Source organism: Novosphingopyxis sp. (genome assembly GCF_965218915.1).
GTDB lineage: Bacteria > Pseudomonadota > Alphaproteobacteria > Sphingomonadales > Sphingomonadaceae > Novosphingopyxis.
This window is the reverse complement of sequence record NZ_OZ244708.1, coordinates 2,483,885-2,499,254: the sequence shown is the minus strand read 5'-3', so window position 1 is coordinate 2,499,254 and position 15,370 is coordinate 2,483,885. Positions and strand designations below refer to the sequence as shown.

17 protein-coding genes are annotated in these 15,370 nt (G+C 63.4%); 2 read left to right on the top strand and 15 right to left on the bottom strand.

Going from position 1 to position 15,370, the window contains the following annotated elements; genetic code table 11:
• Positions 1-91 precede the first annotated feature (91 nt).
• On the bottom strand, positions 92-1,027 hold the full coding sequence (locus tag ACOQPC_RS11760; RefSeq protein WP_420605915.1) for an isopenicillin N synthase family dioxygenase: 936 nt from the start codon (positions 1,025-1,027) through the stop codon (positions 92-94).
• 32 nt (positions 1,028-1,059) lie between these two features.
• On the opposite strand from ACOQPC_RS11760, the gene ACOQPC_RS11755 reads away from it, so the two are divergent.
• Both ACOQPC_RS11755 and ACOQPC_RS11750 read left to right on the top strand, forming a co-directional pair.
• A complete protein-coding gene (locus ACOQPC_RS11755; RefSeq protein WP_420605914.1) occupies positions 1,060-1,473 on the top strand; it encodes an EVE domain-containing protein in 414 nt (137 codons plus the stop codon).
• Between the two features lie 112 nt (positions 1,474-1,585).
• Positions 1,586-1,768 (top strand): CsbD family protein, encoded by a 183-nt coding sequence (locus ACOQPC_RS11750; protein ID WP_420605913.1) that lies wholly within the window; start codon positions 1,586-1,588, stop codon positions 1,766-1,768.
• Between the two features lie 212 nt (positions 1,769-1,980).
• Here the strand turns inward: ACOQPC_RS11750 and ACOQPC_RS11745 are convergent, their stop codons facing one another.
• The 14 genes from ACOQPC_RS11745 to ACOQPC_RS11680 form a co-directional block, all read right to left on the bottom strand.
• Positions 1,981-3,630, bottom strand: coding sequence for a thiamine pyrophosphate-binding protein (locus tag ACOQPC_RS11745; RefSeq protein WP_420605912.1), 1,650 nt, complete (start codon positions 3,628-3,630; stop codon positions 1,981-1,983).
• A gap of 294 nt (positions 3,631-3,924) precedes the next feature.
• The gene (locus ACOQPC_RS11740) at positions 3,925-4,536 is read right to left on the bottom strand and encodes a glutathione S-transferase family protein (RefSeq protein WP_420605911.1); all 612 of its coding nucleotides are present in this window, start codon (positions 4,534-4,536) and stop codon (positions 3,925-3,927) included.
• Between the two features lie 54 nt (positions 4,537-4,590).
• On the bottom strand, positions 4,591-5,112 hold the full coding sequence (locus ACOQPC_RS11735; RefSeq protein WP_420605910.1) for an SH3 domain-containing protein: 522 nt from the start codon (positions 5,110-5,112) through the stop codon (positions 4,591-4,593).
• Between the two features lie 86 nt (positions 5,113-5,198).
• On the bottom strand, positions 5,199-6,680 hold the full coding sequence (locus ACOQPC_RS11730; protein ID WP_420605909.1) for a SulP family inorganic anion transporter: 1,482 nt from the start codon (positions 6,678-6,680) through the stop codon (positions 5,199-5,201).
• Between the two features lie 360 nt (positions 6,681-7,040).
• Positions 7,041-7,922, bottom strand: a complete 882-nt coding sequence (locus ACOQPC_RS11725; RefSeq protein WP_420605908.1) for an alpha/beta hydrolase — start codon at positions 7,920-7,922, stop codon at positions 7,041-7,043.
• Positions 7,919-9,262, bottom strand: coding sequence for a serine hydrolase domain-containing protein (locus ACOQPC_RS11720; protein ID WP_420605907.1), 1,344 nt, complete (start codon positions 9,260-9,262; stop codon positions 7,919-7,921). The genes ACOQPC_RS11725 and ACOQPC_RS11720 overlap by 4 nt, the downstream gene beginning before the upstream one ends.
• Positions 9,263-9,332: 70 nt before the next feature.
• A complete protein-coding gene (locus ACOQPC_RS11715; protein ID WP_420605906.1) occupies positions 9,333-9,968 on the bottom strand; it encodes a 3-oxoacid CoA-transferase subunit B in 636 nt (211 codons plus the stop codon).
• A 77-nt stretch (positions 9,969-10,045) separates the two neighbouring features.
• Positions 10,046-10,522 carry a hypothetical protein gene (locus ACOQPC_RS11710; RefSeq protein ID WP_420605905.1) on the bottom strand — a complete coding sequence of 159 codons (477 nt, stop codon included), beginning with the start codon at positions 10,520-10,522 and terminating at the stop codon, positions 10,046-10,048.
• Positions 10,506-11,486 (bottom strand): hypothetical protein, encoded by a 981-nt coding sequence (locus tag ACOQPC_RS11705; protein ID WP_420605904.1) that lies wholly within the window; start codon positions 11,484-11,486, stop codon positions 10,506-10,508. The genes ACOQPC_RS11710 and ACOQPC_RS11705 overlap by 17 nt, the downstream gene beginning before the upstream one ends.
• Entirely contained in the window at positions 11,470-12,315 is an 846-nt protein-coding gene (locus ACOQPC_RS11700) for a 5'-nucleotidase, lipoprotein e(P4) family (protein WP_420605903.1), read from the bottom strand. The genes ACOQPC_RS11705 and ACOQPC_RS11700 overlap by 17 nt, the downstream gene beginning before the upstream one ends.
• A gap of 107 nt (positions 12,316-12,422) precedes the next feature.
• Positions 12,423-13,130 carry a CoA transferase subunit A gene (locus ACOQPC_RS11695; RefSeq protein ID WP_420605902.1) on the bottom strand — a complete coding sequence of 236 codons (708 nt, stop codon included), beginning with the start codon at positions 13,128-13,130 and terminating at the stop codon, positions 12,423-12,425.
• Positions 13,131-13,217: 87 nt separating this feature from the next.
• Positions 13,218-13,772 carry a hypothetical protein gene (locus ACOQPC_RS11690; protein WP_420605901.1) on the bottom strand — a complete coding sequence of 185 codons (555 nt, stop codon included), beginning with the start codon at positions 13,770-13,772 and terminating at the stop codon, positions 13,218-13,220.
• Positions 13,773-14,016: 244 nt separating this feature from the next.
• Complete coding sequence (locus ACOQPC_RS11685; RefSeq protein WP_420605900.1) at positions 14,017-14,541, bottom strand: sterol desaturase family protein; 525 nt, start codon at positions 14,539-14,541, stop codon at positions 14,017-14,019.
• Positions 14,542-14,550: 9 nt separating this feature from the next.
• Positions 14,551-15,264, bottom strand: coding sequence for a fatty acid desaturase (locus ACOQPC_RS11680; RefSeq protein ID WP_420605899.1), 714 nt, complete (start codon positions 15,262-15,264; stop codon positions 14,551-14,553).
• Positions 15,265-15,370: the final 106 nt, after the last annotated feature.

Here is a 15,370-nt window from a genome sequence, read left to right as displayed (position 1 = left end):
CCCGGAATCTAGGGCCCAGCGGCAGTTCCATTCCGCCCTGGATCCCGGATCAAGTCCGGGATGACGTTGGAAATTGAATGGATTGCTGCCTTTAAGCCTTGACCAGCCCGATCTCGCGCAGCCGCTCCATCAGATAATCGTCGGCCAGGATCGGCTCGGGATAGCGGTTGGGCCGCTCCGCGCTGATGCAGCCGGGCAGCGTCTGAAGCGGGAAGTCCGAGCGCAGATGCAGGAAGAAGGGCATCGAATAGCGGTGATGATGCGCGCGCGCGCCGGACGGGTTGCGCACGCGGTGCGTGGTCGAGGGCAGCACATGGTTGGTGAGGCGCTGCAGCATGTCGCCGACATTGACCACCAGCGCGCCCTCGGGCGGATTGACCGCGATCCACTCCCCGTCCTTGCCCAATATCTCCAGCCCGGCCTCCTCGGCGCCGAGCAGCAGCGTGATCAGGTTGATGTCCTCATGCGCCCCGGCGCGGATCGCGCCCTCGGGATCGCCCTCGATCGGGGGATAATGGAGCAGGCGCAGCACGCTGTTGCCGTCCTCGATCGCGGGATCGAACCAGTCGGCGGGCAGATCGAGATAGCGCGCGATCGAGGACAGGATGCGCGCGCCGACCGCGTCCATCGCGTCGAACAGCTGCTCGAACGTCGGCTGGAACCCTTCCGGGCGATCGGGCCAGATATTGGGCGGCATCGAATCGGCCAGCTTGTGCCCCTCGGGCAATTCGCGCCCGACATGCCAGAATTCCTTCAGGTCGTGATGCGCCGCGCCCTTGGCGATCTCGGTCTTGAACGGGGTGTAGCCGCGCGCGCCGCTGATATCCGGATCGTGGAATCTGCGTTTTTCCGTATCCTCTTGGCTATACAGCCGTTCGGTGAGGTCCCAGGCTTTGGCGATCAAATCCGGATCGAGCTCGTGATCCTTGACCATTGCAAAGCCATAAGTACGGAAACTTTCGCCAAGGGCACTGCCCAGTGTGTCGGGATCGCTGGCGTCGAGCGAGATCAGCGGTATCTGAGTCATGACCGCGCTTTAGCAAACCGAGGGATAATTACATGCCCCAATTTTGGCTGATGAAATCGGAGCCCGCCGAATATGGCTGGGATGATCTGGTCGAGAACGGCTCGGCCGTGTGGGAGGGGGTTCGGGGTCATCAGGCGGCGAACAACCTGCGCGCCATGGCGGTCGGCGACAAGGCGCTGTTCTATCACAGCGCGATTGCCCAGCCCGCTGCGGTCGGTGTCATGCGGGTGAGCGAGGCGGCGTTCGGCGATCCCACCGATGCGAGCGGCAAATGGCCCGCCGTGCGCGTGGAGCCGGTGCGGCCGCTGGCTTGTCCCGTTACGCTGAAGGCGATGAAGGCGCAAGGCGCGCTGTCGGACCTCGCGATCATCCGGCAATCGCGGCTGTCGGTCGCGCCGGTGCGGTCGGCCGAATGGCAGGCGATGCTGGCGATGGCAAAAGGTTGACCGCATGGTTGCGGCAAACGGTTCATCGCACGGAACGGGAACGTAATGAGGGAGTGCCCGTTCTAAACTGCATAGGATCGCTTGGTGATCCTGAATTTGAAAGGAAGTTCTCATGGGTGAATTCACCGACAAGGTCAAAGGCAATGCCAACGAGGCGGCCGGCAAGGCCAAGACCGCAACCGGCAAAGCGACCGACGACGCCGAAATGCAGGCCAAAGGCAATGCCCAGCAGGCCAAAGGCAAGGGCCAGCAGCTGAAGGGCGAAATCAAGGGCAAGCTCGGCGACGATATCTAATCGACGCCAATTGCGAGCAAAGGAGCCGCTCCGTGAGGGGCGGCTTTTTTGCGTGAGCTGCTGTTGCTCCCCAATTTCTTACTATCGTCATTCCGGGCTTGACCCGGAATCCAGGATCCAGCGGCAGTTCCATATCGCCTGAGTCCCGGATCAAGTCCGGTATGCTTGGGACCAAGTTCGGAATGACTGTAAGTGAAAGGGTGCATGGGTAGTCATTTCTTAGCCCTCAACCCACTCACTGTTGCTCCGCCGGCCGATAGCCGCTCCATCTCCGTTCGCGCGTGGATCAATCGCAATCCCGGCTCTTCGCGTGCCGCCTCCAGCGCCTCGATGAAGCCTTCCGTCGTTTCCGCCGTCCACACCCGTGCGCCGAATGCCACGCCGAACGCCGCGAAATCGGGGTTCGCCAACTGCGTGCCGGACACCCGGCCCGGATATGCGCGCTCCTGATGCATGCGGATGGTGCCGTAGCCGCCATTGTCGACGACGATCACGAGCAGGTTCGCGCCATATTGCGCCGCCGTCGCCAACTCCTGCCCGTTCATCAGAAAATCGCCGTCGCCCGCCACCGCGACCACGGTGCGTTCGGGAAAGCGCAAGCTCGAGGCAACGGCGGCGGGGACGCCGTAGCCCATCGCGCCTGCGGTGGGGGCGAGCTGGCTCGGCATATCGCCATAGCGCCAGTAGCGGTGCCACCAGCCGGAGAAATTGCCCGCGCCGTTGCAGATGATCGTGTCCGCCGGATAGCTTTCGCGCATCGCCTTGACGCCGAGACCCAGGTCGAGCGCCGCGCCGCTCGGCTGCGGATCGCTCCACGCCAGCCACTCGGCATGCGCCGCCGCGCCCGCGTCGAAGCTGTAGAGCTCGTCCTCCCACAACGCCGCCTGCTCGGCGAACTCGTCCATGGTCGCGCAGATTGGCAGGTCAGCGCGGTAGACGCTGTTCAGCTCGTCCGGATCGGGATGGATATGCACCAGCATCTGGTCCGGATGGTCGGGCGTGATCAGGCCGTAGCCGTCCGTGGTCGCCTCGCCCAGCCGCGCGCCGACTGCGATGATCAGGTCCGCCGCCTTTACCCGCTCCACCAGCTTGGGATTGGGGCCATAGCCCAGGTTTCCGGCATGGACCGGGCTCTGCCAGTCGATCGCGTCCTGACGGCGAAAGGCGGTGGCGACCGGCAGCCCCAGCCGCTCGGCCCACTCGGCGAAATAATACCGCGCCTTGGCGTTCCAGCCCGCGCCGCCGATGATGCAGACCGGATCGGTGGCGTCGCCGATCAGCTCGACCAAGGTCGCCATGGCTTCGACGCAGACGGGCTGCGTGGGCGGCATCACCAGCGGCCGGTCGATCGCCTCGACCTCGTCGCGCAGCATGTCCTCGGGCAGCGCCAGCACCACCGGGCCGGGGCGGCCCGACGTGGCGACGGCATAGGCGCGCGCGATATATTCGGGGATGCGCGCGGCGCTGTCGATCCGCGCGGCCCATTTGGCGAGCGGCGCGAACATCGCGGGAAAATCGATCTCCTGAAACCCCTCGCGCCCGCGCATCTCGCGGTCGACATCGCCGACGAACAGGATCATCGGCTGGCTGTCCTGCATCGCCACATGCACGCCGATCGACGCGTTGGTCGCGCCCGGCCCGCGCGTGGCAAAGGCGATGCCGGGCCGCCCGGTCATCGTTCCGTCCGCGCACGCCATGAACGCCGCGCCGCCCTCCTGCCGGCACACGATGGTCTGGATCGCATCCTCACCATGCAGCGCGTCGAGCACGGCGAGAAAGCTCTCGCCCGGCACGGTGAAAATGCGGTCCGCACCCTGGATTGTGAGCTGATCGACGAGGATCTGGCCGCCGGTGCGGGTCATGACGTTCTCCGGTTTGCTTTGCCGGAGTTGGATGGCAGAATCGGCGGCGGGAGGGAAGCGGTGCGACACGCCTAACGCCAACTCCACCGTCATCCCGGACTTGATCCGGGATCCAGTGCCCAGCCGAGGTGCCATCTCGCCCTGGATCCCGGGTCAAGCCCGGGATGACGTATTATAGTAGGGGAGGGAATGTTATAGTAGGGGAGGGAATGCGCGTTCGTTCATCACCCTCATCCAACTTCGCCTAACCGCTTCGCGGCAAGGCTGCGTATCCTTCTCCCAAGGGAGAAGGGTTCAGGGGCGCAATGGCCCGCCGATCTCCAGCATCTTCTGATACGCCGGCCGCGCCACCAGCCGGTCGCGATAGGCCTTCAGCGCGGGGCAGGTTTCGAGCAGCCTGGCCGCCTGCATATGTTCCATCAGATAGCCCATATTGACGTCCGCGCCGGTAAAGGTCTCGCCCAGCAGCCAGTCGCGGCCGGTCATGTGATCTTCCATATAGCCGAGCTGCTTGGTCACCTCGCCGCCGACGAAGCCCTTCAGGCGGTCATTATACCCACCGAACATCGGCTCGAGCGAGTTGAGGATGATCGGCATGGCCAGCGAGCCCTCCGCGAAATGCAGCCACTCCAGATAGGCGCTGCGCTGATCGTCCGGCACCGCCAGCTTGCCGCCGCCATGGCGCTCGACCAGATATTCGATGATCGCACCGCTCTCCACCATCACGCGCCCGTCAACCTCGACCGTGGGCGCTTTGCCCAGCGGATGCACCGCCTTCAGCTCCGGCGGCGCGCGGAATTCGGGCGTGCGGTCATAGCATTTCAGGTCGTATTCGAGCCCAAGCTCCTCCAGCAGCCAGATGATCCGCGAGGAACGGGAGATGCGGAGATGGTGGAGGGTGATCATGGGGTTTCCTTTTGACTTTATGGCGCCGCAATGGCGATTTTTAAGTTATGCGCATTACTTGTGGCAAACACGATCGCGAGAAATGCACGCATTACCGCAGGGTTTTCCTCTCTTGCACTTTTTGGCGAAAAATGAGCGTCGAGATGCGGCTGGCCTGCTCCGAGTTTCCGTAGGAGTTTTGGCAGCTTGAGTGAGCCCAAGGGCTGAGGATTGATCAGCTAAAGATTGATTATCAGAAACATATTTAGCTGAGACCCAACTGCGTTTATGTCGTTTCTCAAAACCTATCCATTCTCCGGAACGATCCAAAATTCTTAGTTTCGAACCAAAGGTCAGAGAATCTATGATTCGTCCGTGTAGGTTCGGCTCGTCTCGCACGTTGAGATGAGTGGCTGTCACATAAACGGTGTCACCGTTGGCGTATGATAATGCGGCGCCCCCGGCAGGTGGTAAGTTTGGATCGTGAACTGAGGTCGCCTTATTGCATTGGCTAATGGCAAATACCAAAAACACGACCAAGCTCAGCGCAGCACACCCGAAGAAATTTCTGAAATTTTTGCCGTCTTCGCCACTCATAACCAGTAGCTATCAGGTTTGAGTGCTATCACAACGAGCCGTTCGCGAGCGGTTTGCTGCTTAAGACCGCCGCTTCGTGCGTATGGTCAATGCCCCACGGTCCCATAGCTCTCGAATGGCTTGTCATGCTCGCCGAACTTTTCGACCATTGTGGCGCTGGCTTCGTTCAGGCCGATGACCTCGACCTGCTTGCCCTCGGCGCGTAGTCGCAGGACGATCTTGTCGAGCGCGCCGGTGGCGGAAATGTCCCAGAAATGCGCGTCGCTGACGTCCATGGTGACGTCCTTGACGCCGTCCTCGTTGAACCAGGCGGCCTCGACCAGCCGGTCGGCCGAGGCGAAGAAGATTTGGCCGCTGAAGGTGTAGGTGCGGGTGGTGCCGTGGCGCTCGCTGGACAGGTGGACCAGCTCGCGGACCTTTCCGGCGAAGAAGATGCCGCTGAGCAGCACGCCGACGAGCACGCCGATCGACAGATCGTGCGTCCAGACCACGGTGAACACGGTGGCGAGCATGACGATGTTCGATTGCCAGGGATGGTGGCGGATTTCGAGAAAACTCTGCCAGCGAAAGGTGCTGATCGAGACGAAGATCATGACGGCGACGAGCGCGGGCATCGGGATTTGCGCGACCCACGGGCCGAGCACCACGATCAGGAACAGCAGCATCGATCCGGCGACGAAGGTGGAGAGGCGCCGGCAGCCGCCCGAGGTGACGTTGATGACCGACTGGCCGATCATGGCGCAGCCGCCCATGCCGCCGATCCAGCCGGTGCAGAAATTGGCGATGCCCTGACCCAACGTCTCGCGGCGCTTGTCGCTGCGCGTCTCGGTCATGTCGTCGACGATGCCCGCGGTGAGCAGGGATTCGAGCAGCCCCACGGCGGCCATGGCGAGCGAGAAAGGCGCGATGATGCGCAGCGTTTCGAGGGTGAACGGCACCTGCGGCAGATGGAACAGCGGAATGCTGTCTGGCAGCGCGCCCATGTCGCCGACGCTGAACACGTCGACCTCGCCGACAATTGCGACCAGCGCCAGCAGCACGATGGCGGCGAGCGGGGCGGGCACGATGCCGGTGACGCGCGGCAGGCCGTAGATGATGGCGAGACCGGCGGCGACCATGGCATAGGTCTCCCAGCCGACACCGGTCAGCTGCGGCAGCTGCGCCATGAAGATCAGGATCGCGAGCGCGTTGACGAAGCCGGTGATGACCGAGCGCGAGACGAAGCGCATGAGCAGATCGAGCCGCAGCAGCGCGGCGATGCCCTGGAATATCCCCATCAATATCGTCGCGGCGAACAGATATTCCACGCCATGCTCGCGCACCAGCGGGCCAACGAGGACGGCGACCGCGGCGGTGGCGGCGCTGATCATGCCGGGCCGCCCACCGGTGAAGGCGATGATGACGGCGATCGAGAAGCTGGCGTAAAGCCCGACGCTGGGATCGACTCCCGCGATGATCGCGAACCCGATCGCCTCCGGGATCAGCGCCAGCGCGACCACCAGCCCGGCGAGGAACTCGGTCTTCGGATTGCTCAGCCAGTCGCGGCGGATATTGTTCTGAATCGGCATCGGCTGCTCGCAAGGCTGGGCGCGGCGCGAGCGGAAGCTGGCGCGGGTCACGCGGGGCAGAGAGGGATTGCTGCAGTGCAGCGATGCTCTCGATTACGCGATGGGTGAAAAAAGCGCAACCGTGACAGCGCGCGGGTCCCCAAGTGCAGAACGGGAAGAGTCTCAGCCGTGGCTCGCGCCGAGGGGTGACGCCGCCACCAATACTTCGTCATCCCGGACTTGATCCGGGATCCAGCTGTTTTTCAATCGCCGGGGTAGCTGGACCCCGGATCAAGTCCGGGGTGACGTGATTTTTTTTTGGAAAGGATAGGTCCAGCTCAGTCGATGGAACAGCGATGCTCGCGCGCAGCCAGTCATGCTCTAGCGCGCGGGCATCTGCGCCTTCAAAAACGCCGCGCTGTCGTCCAGCACCGGACCCTTGCCGCGGAAGGTGGCGGAGAGCGCCATGGCGACTTCCTCATGGGTCAGGCCGGGATACTGTTTCAGCTCCACCTCAGCGCCCGCCGCGCGCAGCTTCTTGTCGAGATTGAACGCGTTGTACGGCCGCACGGTGGTATCGTCCGTGGAGGTAACGAGAAACAGTGGCGGCGCGTCCTTTGTCACATGGTTGATCGGCTGGGTGTCTTCGGGGTTCGGCGCGCCGGCGAAGGCATCGATCGAGCGCTTCTTGTCGAAGGGATAGAAATCATAGGGGCCGCTGAGGCCGACGCCCGCCTTGATCGTGCCGTCCGGTACGCCCGCCGCCGCGTTCCAGCGCGGATCGAGCGCGAGCATCACCGCGATGTAGGCACCCGCGCTGTGACCGGCGACGGCGATGCGGTCCGGGTCGCCGCCGAACTCGGCGGCATGCGCGCGCGTCCACGCGACCGCCTCCGCCCCGTCCTGCAAAAACGCGGGATAGCGGATGTCCGGCACCTTGCGATAATCGGGCAGCACCACGGTGAAGCCTTGGCTGGCGAATGCGCGCGCGGCGAAGCCGTAATCCTGCCGCTTGCCCTCGGCCCAGCCGCCGCCATACCAGAAGATCAGCATCGGATGGCCCTTGGCCGATGCGGCCGCCTCGTCGGGCCGCCAGACGTCGAGCTTCTGGCTGTGTGTGCCGAAGTCCACGCCCTCGGCCGCCTGCGAGACGCCCTTGCCGCCGCCGCTGACACCGTCGACGCTGTTGAGCAGGCCGGGCGCGGTGCAGCCGGCGAGGGCGAGTAGCAGCGCGGTGCCGATCAGGCGGAGAAATGCGTTCATCGGCGTTTTTCCTTGGGTTTCGAGGCCGCTTCCGCCACATCGCCCGACTGGACGTCGGCCGCGTCGATCTCGTCGGGCTGCGCGTTCGGCGGCTGCGGCTCCTCGATCATCGGCATTTGCAGCCAGTCGGTCGGCTGAAACCCATAATAGCTGTCGAGCACTTCCAGCGGAAACGCGAAGGGCCGACCCCAATTGCTGTTCCACAGCATCACCACGCCGGTCTTGCGCGCGGGATCGTAGACCATGGTCGAGCGGTAGCCGTCGACCGCGCCGCTATGGCCGTAGAGCCGGTGGTCCCGATAGCTGAAGCTGCGCCAACCCAGGCCATAGCCCGGGTCCTTCAGCGCCTGCGACAGCGCCCCGGCATAGACGTGGCGGGTGGGGATCCACACCTTGTGCGCCTCGTTGAGCACGGCGGGTTTCAGCACCTTGGGCCAGAGCCCCATCTGCGCCTCCATCCAGCGTTCCAAATCGAGGATGCTGGAGCTGACCCCGGCGGCGGCGGGCACGCGGAAATAAGCTTCGGACAATGGCCGCTCCTGATGCCCGCGATGGGGCCTGGCCCAACTCTTGGCTTTGATCAGCGCGTCCATGCCGATGCCTGCGCCTTTCATGCCGAGCGGTTTGAACAGCTGGTCCTCGACCAGCGGGCCGTAAAGCTCGCCGCCGGCCTTGCCCTCGATCTCGCTGGCCGCGTCGAACGCGACATTCTGATAGCTGTGACAGGTGCCTGGCGCGCATTGCTGCGGCGCGGCGGACAGGGCCATGCGTAGACCGGCGGGGTTTTCGCCGCCCTCCAGCTTACCATCATAAGCGTTTTTGGTAAGCCCGGTCTGGTGCGAGAGCAGCTGGCCGACCGTCAGCTGCTGTTCTCCGCCGCCCGGAAGACGCAGGCTGCTGCCCCATTGCGCCACGGTGTCGTTCAAGGAGAGTTTGCCCTCGGACGCCAGCAACGCAGCCATCATGCCCGCCACGCCCTTGGACAGCGAGGCCCAGCGGAACACGGTCGACGGTTCGACCGCGTCGTTGCTTTCGAAATCGGTGACGCCATAGCCCTTCACGAAGCTCAGCTTGCCGTCCTCGACGATCGCGACGGCGACGCCGACCATTTCGGGCCGCGCGGCGAGCGCCTGCAGCCGCCGGTCGATCAGGCGATAGTCGATCCGGCCGTTCCAGAGCTCGGGCGTGGTCGGCAGCGGGGGCGGGGGCTTGCCGATCGCCGAGCTGGCGACCGGGGACCAGCTTTCGTCCGGCTGCGCGAAAGCTTTGTAGAACGTCCATGCGACGAGCAGCAATGCCGCCGCCGCGATGAACAGGCTGATCTGGCGAGCCCTGGTCATGCAAATATCATCCGTAGCAGTCCGGCACGCACGGTTTACGCAAGCTCGATCGCTTTGGGCGCAGCGGCGATCATTGGAGGTAATGCGCGGTCGTCTTTTCGGCGACTTCATCGGCGGTTACGCCCGGTGCCAGTTCGACCAGCTTAAACGGGCTCTTGTGATCCGGCCGCTGGAACACGGCGAGATTGGTCACGATCATGTCCACCACGTCGGTGCCGGTCAGCGGCAGGGTGCATTCGGGAATGAATTTCGGGCTGCCGTCCTTGGCGTTATGGTCCATCACGACGATGATCTTCTTAACGCCTGCGACCAGGTCCATCGCGCCGCCCATGCCCTTGATCATCTTGCCGGGGATCATCCAGTTGGCGATGTCGCCATTTTCGGCCACTTCCATTGCGCCGAGTACGGTAAGGTCGATATGCCCGCCGCGGATCATCGCGAAACTCTGGTCCGATCCGAAGAACACCGATTGCGGCAGCTCGCTGATCGTCTGCTTGCCGGCATTGATGAGATCGGCGTCGACATCTTCTTTATAAGGAAAGGGACCGATGCCGAGCATGCCGTTTTCAGATTGCAACGTCACTTCCACGTCGTCCGGGATGTGGTTGGCGACAAGCGTGGGGATGCCGATGCCCAGATTGACGTAATAGCCGTCTTCCAGTTCCTGCGCGGCGCGCGCGGCCATTTCATTGCGGTCCCAAGCCATGATTTCACTTCCTGTAGTTCAAGACGTTGTTCGATAGGGTCGAGCCGGCAGCCGATGCGGGCATCCTGCCTGCGGCATCATACCGGTTCCTTTCGGGAAAGATAAGGCCAGGCTTGCCAGGTTCCGACGGCGTAGGCGATGCCGTAAACCAGCACGATCAGCGACGACCAGACCGCGAATGAATCGACTCGTTCCGGGTGCAGGGCCAGAACGGGAAACAGCGACAGGCCGCGCAGCAGATAGATGGCGCTGATGATGACCAGGGCCGTCCGCATCAGCGGCAGACGGCGCAGACGTCCGGCACCCGCGAACGCATAGGCCGCCCAGATCGCCAATATCGCCGCTATGACCGTGGTCGTATAAGCCAGCGTCATATCGCCGCGCCGATCGGCGCGGATCAGCGGATCGGGCGCACCGAAAAACCGATACCACTCCGTGCCACCGACGATGCAGCCGATATGCAGCAGCGCGGCGGCAAGGCTGAGCAAGCCGCCCAGAACCAGCCAGCGGCTCTCGCCGGGGCCTCGTCCGAACATCCTATTCGGCATCGTCATTTGCGTCCGTGGAGGCGTCTTGCGCTGTTTGCGCGATGGGCGGCGGCGTCAAAAACCAGCCCTTGCCGAACATCGGCGCCAGCGCCGCGGCGCCATCGGGCTTGCGGAGATAATCGTAGAGTTCGTCGAAGTCGGAACGCCGGTCTCCGGATATGGCCAGGATACAATAGTTGCGGGCCGCATCCCAGCGGCGTTCCTGCTTGCGGTCGTCGCGGCCGCGCGGAAGCAACAACAGGGTGCCCGGTTCGGGACCGTCGAAGCCGGCTTCATGCATGATGGCGGCGATCCGATCGGGAGCGGCGGGATCGTCCGACAGCCAGACCAGCGCGATGTCGGCAGCGCGCAACCGGCCGACGGCATCGGCGAGAGTGGCGATCGCATTGCGAAAGGGGGAAGTTGCGCTTGGTCCGGCGGAGTCGAGATCGATCAGCACGCCGTTCGGCTTGCCGCCGCAGCCAAAGGTTTCCGGAGCGGTGATGTCGACGTTGGGCATGAGCACGGCCGAACGGCCCTTGCCACTGGCGATGATTTCGAGATTTTCACGGATCGCATATTGGGTGAAATCGTAAAAGGGCGAAGATCGGGATTGCGGAACGGCAGTCCCGGCAAAGCGCCTGTCCAGGCCGGTTTTCCTGCGCGGTATCGAACTCTCATCGCGGCCGAGCATGGCGATGCGCTCGGGCTGGTCCGCGAATGTGCCGGGCGCATCGTTGCGGCCGCCCTCGTCGTGTTCGTCGCGGAGCACGCGGTAGGCCGGGATTTCCACGGCACCGCCGGCAATCATGTTTTTTCGGACCTTCTCCTGGTCGATCTGACTGCCGCCGAGCGCGCCGGCCGCCGCCAGCGGAAGGAGCGCGGCGACGCAGCCGTTCAGCAGCGGCGCGGAGACGAGCAGCAGCAGGGGGGCCGCCGAGCGCCGGATAGGCGACGCGCCATATGACATCCGGTCATTCACCGCTTTCACCTGGCTCCCAGCGGACATCAGGCGGGAAAATGTCGGTCAGGCCGCCCGCGAGCGAGGCACCGTAGACGGGGTTGGGCAACACGAACCAGCCACCGCCCCACAGATCTTGCGCCGGCGCGCCCGATCCAGCGAGGCTGCGGCGCGGCGCGTTTGCCAGTGTCTTTGTGTTGAAAGCATCGGAGAAATCGCCGAGATTGTCACCGCCCATCGCGATCACGCAGTAGCGGCTGGCGATGATCGCGCGGCGCGGATCCTTGGCCGATCCGCCCGGCGTGTCGCCTTTCAAAAACAGAGTCTCGCCGTGAATAGCGGGGCCGAGGCCGGCATTGGCGATGGCCCGCTCGGTCCCCGCCGCGTTGACGGCGCTGCGATTGCTGTTGAAGAGAACGGTGATCCCGGCGTCGCGCAGGCGGCGCAGCGCGGTGACGGCCCCGGGGGCGGGGCGGACCGTGCCGTGGCCGGTGTGCTCCCATTCGTCCCAGACCGCCGCGTCATAGGATTTGCCCGTGCGCGCCTGCCAATATTCATAGCCCAGATTGAGCAGCAGCGTCTCGTCGACATCGAACAGCGCGGCCTTGGGCTTGTCGCCGCAGGGTACGAAGCGCGGCGCGTCCGGTGTCGCACCTTCGGCCAAGATCACGCTGTTTACCGGATTTGAGGCGGCTGCGCTCTCAGCGTAATCGGCGAGCGCGCGGAAGATCTGGATCGACAGCGCGGCCGCCTCGCCCGAGCCATAGAGCCAGCGCATCGTGTCGGGCGCTTGTGCGGCGCCGGGCGGCGCGGCGGCACGCGTGACGGGCGTGTCGGCAACTGTCTGACAACCTGCCAAAAACAGTGCTCCTGCGAAAGCGGGAGCCCAGGGCGGCAAGAACCCCCATCGGGCTTTGCGCTCCGGCTTTCGCAGGAGCGCACCACGATGTTTGGAAAGCCTGGCCCTCACGCTTCCTCGTGCTCGCGCACGGTCTCGAACTCGATTCGCTTGTCATAGGGCGCGCCCAGGATCAGGCGGTTGATATAGATGCCCGGCAAGTGCACGCAGTCAGGATCGAGCGCGCCGACCTCGACGATTTCTTCCACCTCGGCCACGCAAATCTTGCCGGCCGTCGCCATTGGCTGGTTGAAGTTGCGCGCGGTCTTGCGGAACATGAGGTTGCCCGCCTTGTCCGCCTTCCAGCCCTTGACGATGGCGAGATCGGCGAAGATGCCGCGCTCGAGGATATAGGTCTCGCCATCGAAATCCTTGGTTTCCTTGCCCTCGGCCACCACGGTGCCCACGCCGGTCTTGGTATAGAAGCCGGGAATGCCCGCACCCCCGGCGCGGCAGCGCTCGGCGAGTGTGCCCTGCGGACAGAACTCCACGTCCAACTCCTCGGCTAGAAACTGGCGCTCGAACTCCTTGTTCTCGCCGACATAGGAACTGATCATCTTCTTCACCTGCCGCGTACGCAGCAGCTTGCCGAGCCCTTCATTGTCGATGCCGGCATTGTTGCTGGCGATGGTGAGGTCCCTGGTGCCCGCATCGCGGATCGCGTCGATCAGCCGTTCGGGAATGCCGCACAGGCCGAATCCGCCCGCGCAGATGTGCATGCCGTCGAACAACAGGCCGTCCAGCGCGGCGGCGGCATCGGGAAAGATTTTTTGCATGTTGGCGGCTCGTTTCGTCGGGTAGGTGGTCAATGCGCCTGACTAGCCCGCGACGAGCATGGAATCAATCGGACCTGTGGGTCGTGATCAACCGTAAAGGATCAATACCGCGAACAAGGCGGTACCCGCGATCGTGCTGAGAATCGTCGGCTTGCGATAGCCAGGCGCTAGCAGGCCGACGACAAGACCGCCGATAACCACTAAAAACAGCGCGAGGCCGACCAGCATGCCGTAATAGCGCATGATCCGAGGGCCATGGCCTTTGTGCAATTCGGTCGCCGCGGTGAGGAGATCGGGCTTCACCAAGATGGCGCTGGTCACGCCGTCCTTGGTTTCGAAGCGGAGATGGCCGCGCGTGGTAGGCCTGGTCGTGATGGTGTCGCCACGTGTGCGAAGATAGTCGAAAGCGACGTTCAGATCTTGATTGTCGATGAAGCGTCGCACCTTGGATTCTATCGCAGGATCGTCCGCATCGAGCCTGAAGCCTTGTATCACCGGTAGCGCGATCTCGCGGCTTTCGCCATGTACGTCGGCGAGATACAACCCACCGGTGACGGCCATCAATAGGAAAGCGGGCGCCAGCAATGCGGCGAGATAAAGATGAATGCTGACGAGCGTACGGCGCAGCTTGACCTTGTTCATGGCACAACCTTTATGGGCAGAAACCATTATCAGTTATGCTATTGCGTGGCGTTCGCAAGTCGCAACGTTGAATTTTGTTGGGGCCGTGCTTTGTTTTCGATCCGTGGCTGGTTGGGTTGGTATGCCTAAATCGTTATTCCAACTCGATTCCAAAGCCAGGGCGTCATGAAAATACGGTCGGCTTCGGACCCTGGATTCGGTATCAATCCCGGAATGGCATGTTGTTTATATTAGAGCTCATGGTTCAAACGCTCGCGCGCAGCCTTGCCCGGCCGCTGTCGCGCTGCCGCGTCAGCTCGGCTTTCAGCTTTGCCGGATCGCGCGCGAGCACGAAGCCGAAGCTCACCCCGCCTTCCTTGCCGATCGTCGCATGATGCAGCTTGTGTGCTTGGACCAGCCGTTTAGCATAGCCTTGCTTGGGTATATATTTGAAGAAGCGCTGATGCACCAACCCGTCATGGATAAGCGTATAGACCAGCCCGTATACGAGCACGCCGAGGCCGATCCAGGTGCCCGGATCCCACGCGCTCGCACCCATGACGAGCGGGCTGCCGATGGCGAACAGGGCAATCGATAGCGCCGCACCGAACAGGCCGAACAGGTCGTTGCGCTCCAGCACATGGTCATGCGGCTCGTGATGATCGCGGTGCCACGCCCAGCCGAAGCCGTGCATGATATATTTATGGCTGCCCCAGGCGACGACCTCCATCGCCATCGCGGCCGCCAGCACGATCAGGATTTTGGGCATGATGTCGGCCATGAATTGCATGCGATTGTCTCAGCGGCCCTTCCTTGCGCGATACTCTGCGGGGAGGCCCCACCATGGTACGCTGGGGGTCAGGTGATGTTCGTGATGATAGCCGAAATGGAAACAGCTGCAAAGCGATGCAAGCCATGAATAGGGCAGGGACCGCGCATTGTGCCGGTCTTTGAAGCCCGCTTCCTCATGCCGGTGCGGGCGATAGGTGCCGAAATAGAAAAGCTGGAAGCTGCTGGCGATGGCGGGCACGCCGTAGAACAAGGTGACGTTGACCGGGTCGACCCCCGCAAGCAGAATATAGCCCCAGGTGACGGCGACGACATAGATCAGACTGAGCGGCCCGAAATAGCGCTTCAGAAAGGTCAGATACCAGCGCGCGAAATCATCCGGATGATCCGCGTCGAAATCCGGATCGCCGCCGGTGCCCGCATGCTTGTGATGCTCGAAATGCGCCGCGCGCAATCTCGTCCAGCCGAACCCGGCATAGAGCAGGAGAAGCGCTTTGCCGATGGCATCGCTGAGCTGTCGGTGGCCGGGCGCGAGCGAGCCGTGCATCGCGTCATGCGCCACGATGAAAAGGCCGACGAACGCCCAGGTCTGCACGAGGATCAGCGGCGGCGCGGCGAACCAGTTCCAGCCGGCAAGCTGGAAATAGAGCACGCCATAGATATGGCTCGCCAGCCACAGGCCGAAAATGCCGACCGCGCAGGCGAGGCCGATGGCCGTCTGCAAGCGTGCGGAATCGCTACGGGCCGCTTGGAGGTTCAGGCTTTGCATTCGAGGGAAGGCTGTACGGGTTATCGAGTGGCGTGGATAGCGCGAATTGAACGTTCTGTTT

What these genes read in the sequence shown, in the direction of transcription:
- ACOQPC_RS11760 (WP_420605915.1), bottom strand. Translation starts at nt 1,027, where the DNA reads ATGACTCAGATACCGCTGATCTCGCTCGACGCCAGCGATCCCGACACA.
- ACOQPC_RS11755 (WP_420605914.1), top strand. Translation starts at nt 1,060, where the DNA reads ATGCCCCAATTTTGGCTGATGAAATCGGAGCCCGCCGAATATGGCTGG.
- ACOQPC_RS11750 (WP_420605913.1), top strand. Translation starts at nt 1,586, where the DNA reads ATGGGTGAATTCACCGACAAGGTCAAAGGCAATGCCAACGAGGCGGCC.
- ACOQPC_RS11745 (WP_420605912.1), bottom strand. Translation starts at nt 3,630, where the DNA reads ATGACCCGCACCGGCGGCCAGATCCTCGTCGATCAGCTCACAATCCAG.
- ACOQPC_RS11740 (WP_420605911.1), bottom strand. Translation starts at nt 4,536, where the DNA reads ATGATCACCCTCCACCATCTCCGCATCTCCCGTTCCTCGCGGATCATC.
- ACOQPC_RS11735 (WP_420605910.1), bottom strand. Translation starts at nt 5,112, where the DNA reads ATGAGTGGCGAAGACGGCAAAAATTTCAGAAATTTCTTCGGGTGTGCT.
- ACOQPC_RS11730 (WP_420605909.1), bottom strand. Translation starts at nt 6,680, where the DNA reads ATGCCGATTCAGAACAATATCCGCCGCGACTGGCTGAGCAATCCGAAG.
- ACOQPC_RS11725 (WP_420605908.1), bottom strand. Translation starts at nt 7,922, where the DNA reads ATGAACGCATTTCTCCGCCTGATCGGCACCGCGCTGCTACTCGCCCTC.
- ACOQPC_RS11720 (WP_420605907.1), bottom strand. Translation starts at nt 9,262, where the DNA reads ATGACCAGGGCTCGCCAGATCAGCCTGTTCATCGCGGCGGCGGCATTG.
- ACOQPC_RS11715 (WP_420605906.1), bottom strand. Translation starts at nt 9,968, where the DNA reads ATGGCTTGGGACCGCAATGAAATGGCCGCGCGCGCCGCGCAGGAACTG.
- ACOQPC_RS11710 (WP_420605905.1), bottom strand. Translation starts at nt 10,522, where the DNA reads ATGACGATGCCGAATAGGATGTTCGGACGAGGCCCCGGCGAGAGCCGC.
- ACOQPC_RS11695 (WP_420605902.1), bottom strand. Translation starts at nt 13,130, where the DNA reads ATGCAAAAAATCTTTCCCGATGCCGCCGCCGCGCTGGACGGCCTGTTG.
- ACOQPC_RS11690 (WP_420605901.1), bottom strand. Translation starts at nt 13,772, where the DNA reads ATGAACAAGGTCAAGCTGCGCCGTACGCTCGTCAGCATTCATCTTTAT.
- ACOQPC_RS11685 (WP_420605900.1), bottom strand. Translation starts at nt 14,541, where the DNA reads ATGCAATTCATGGCCGACATCATGCCCAAAATCCTGATCGTGCTGGCG.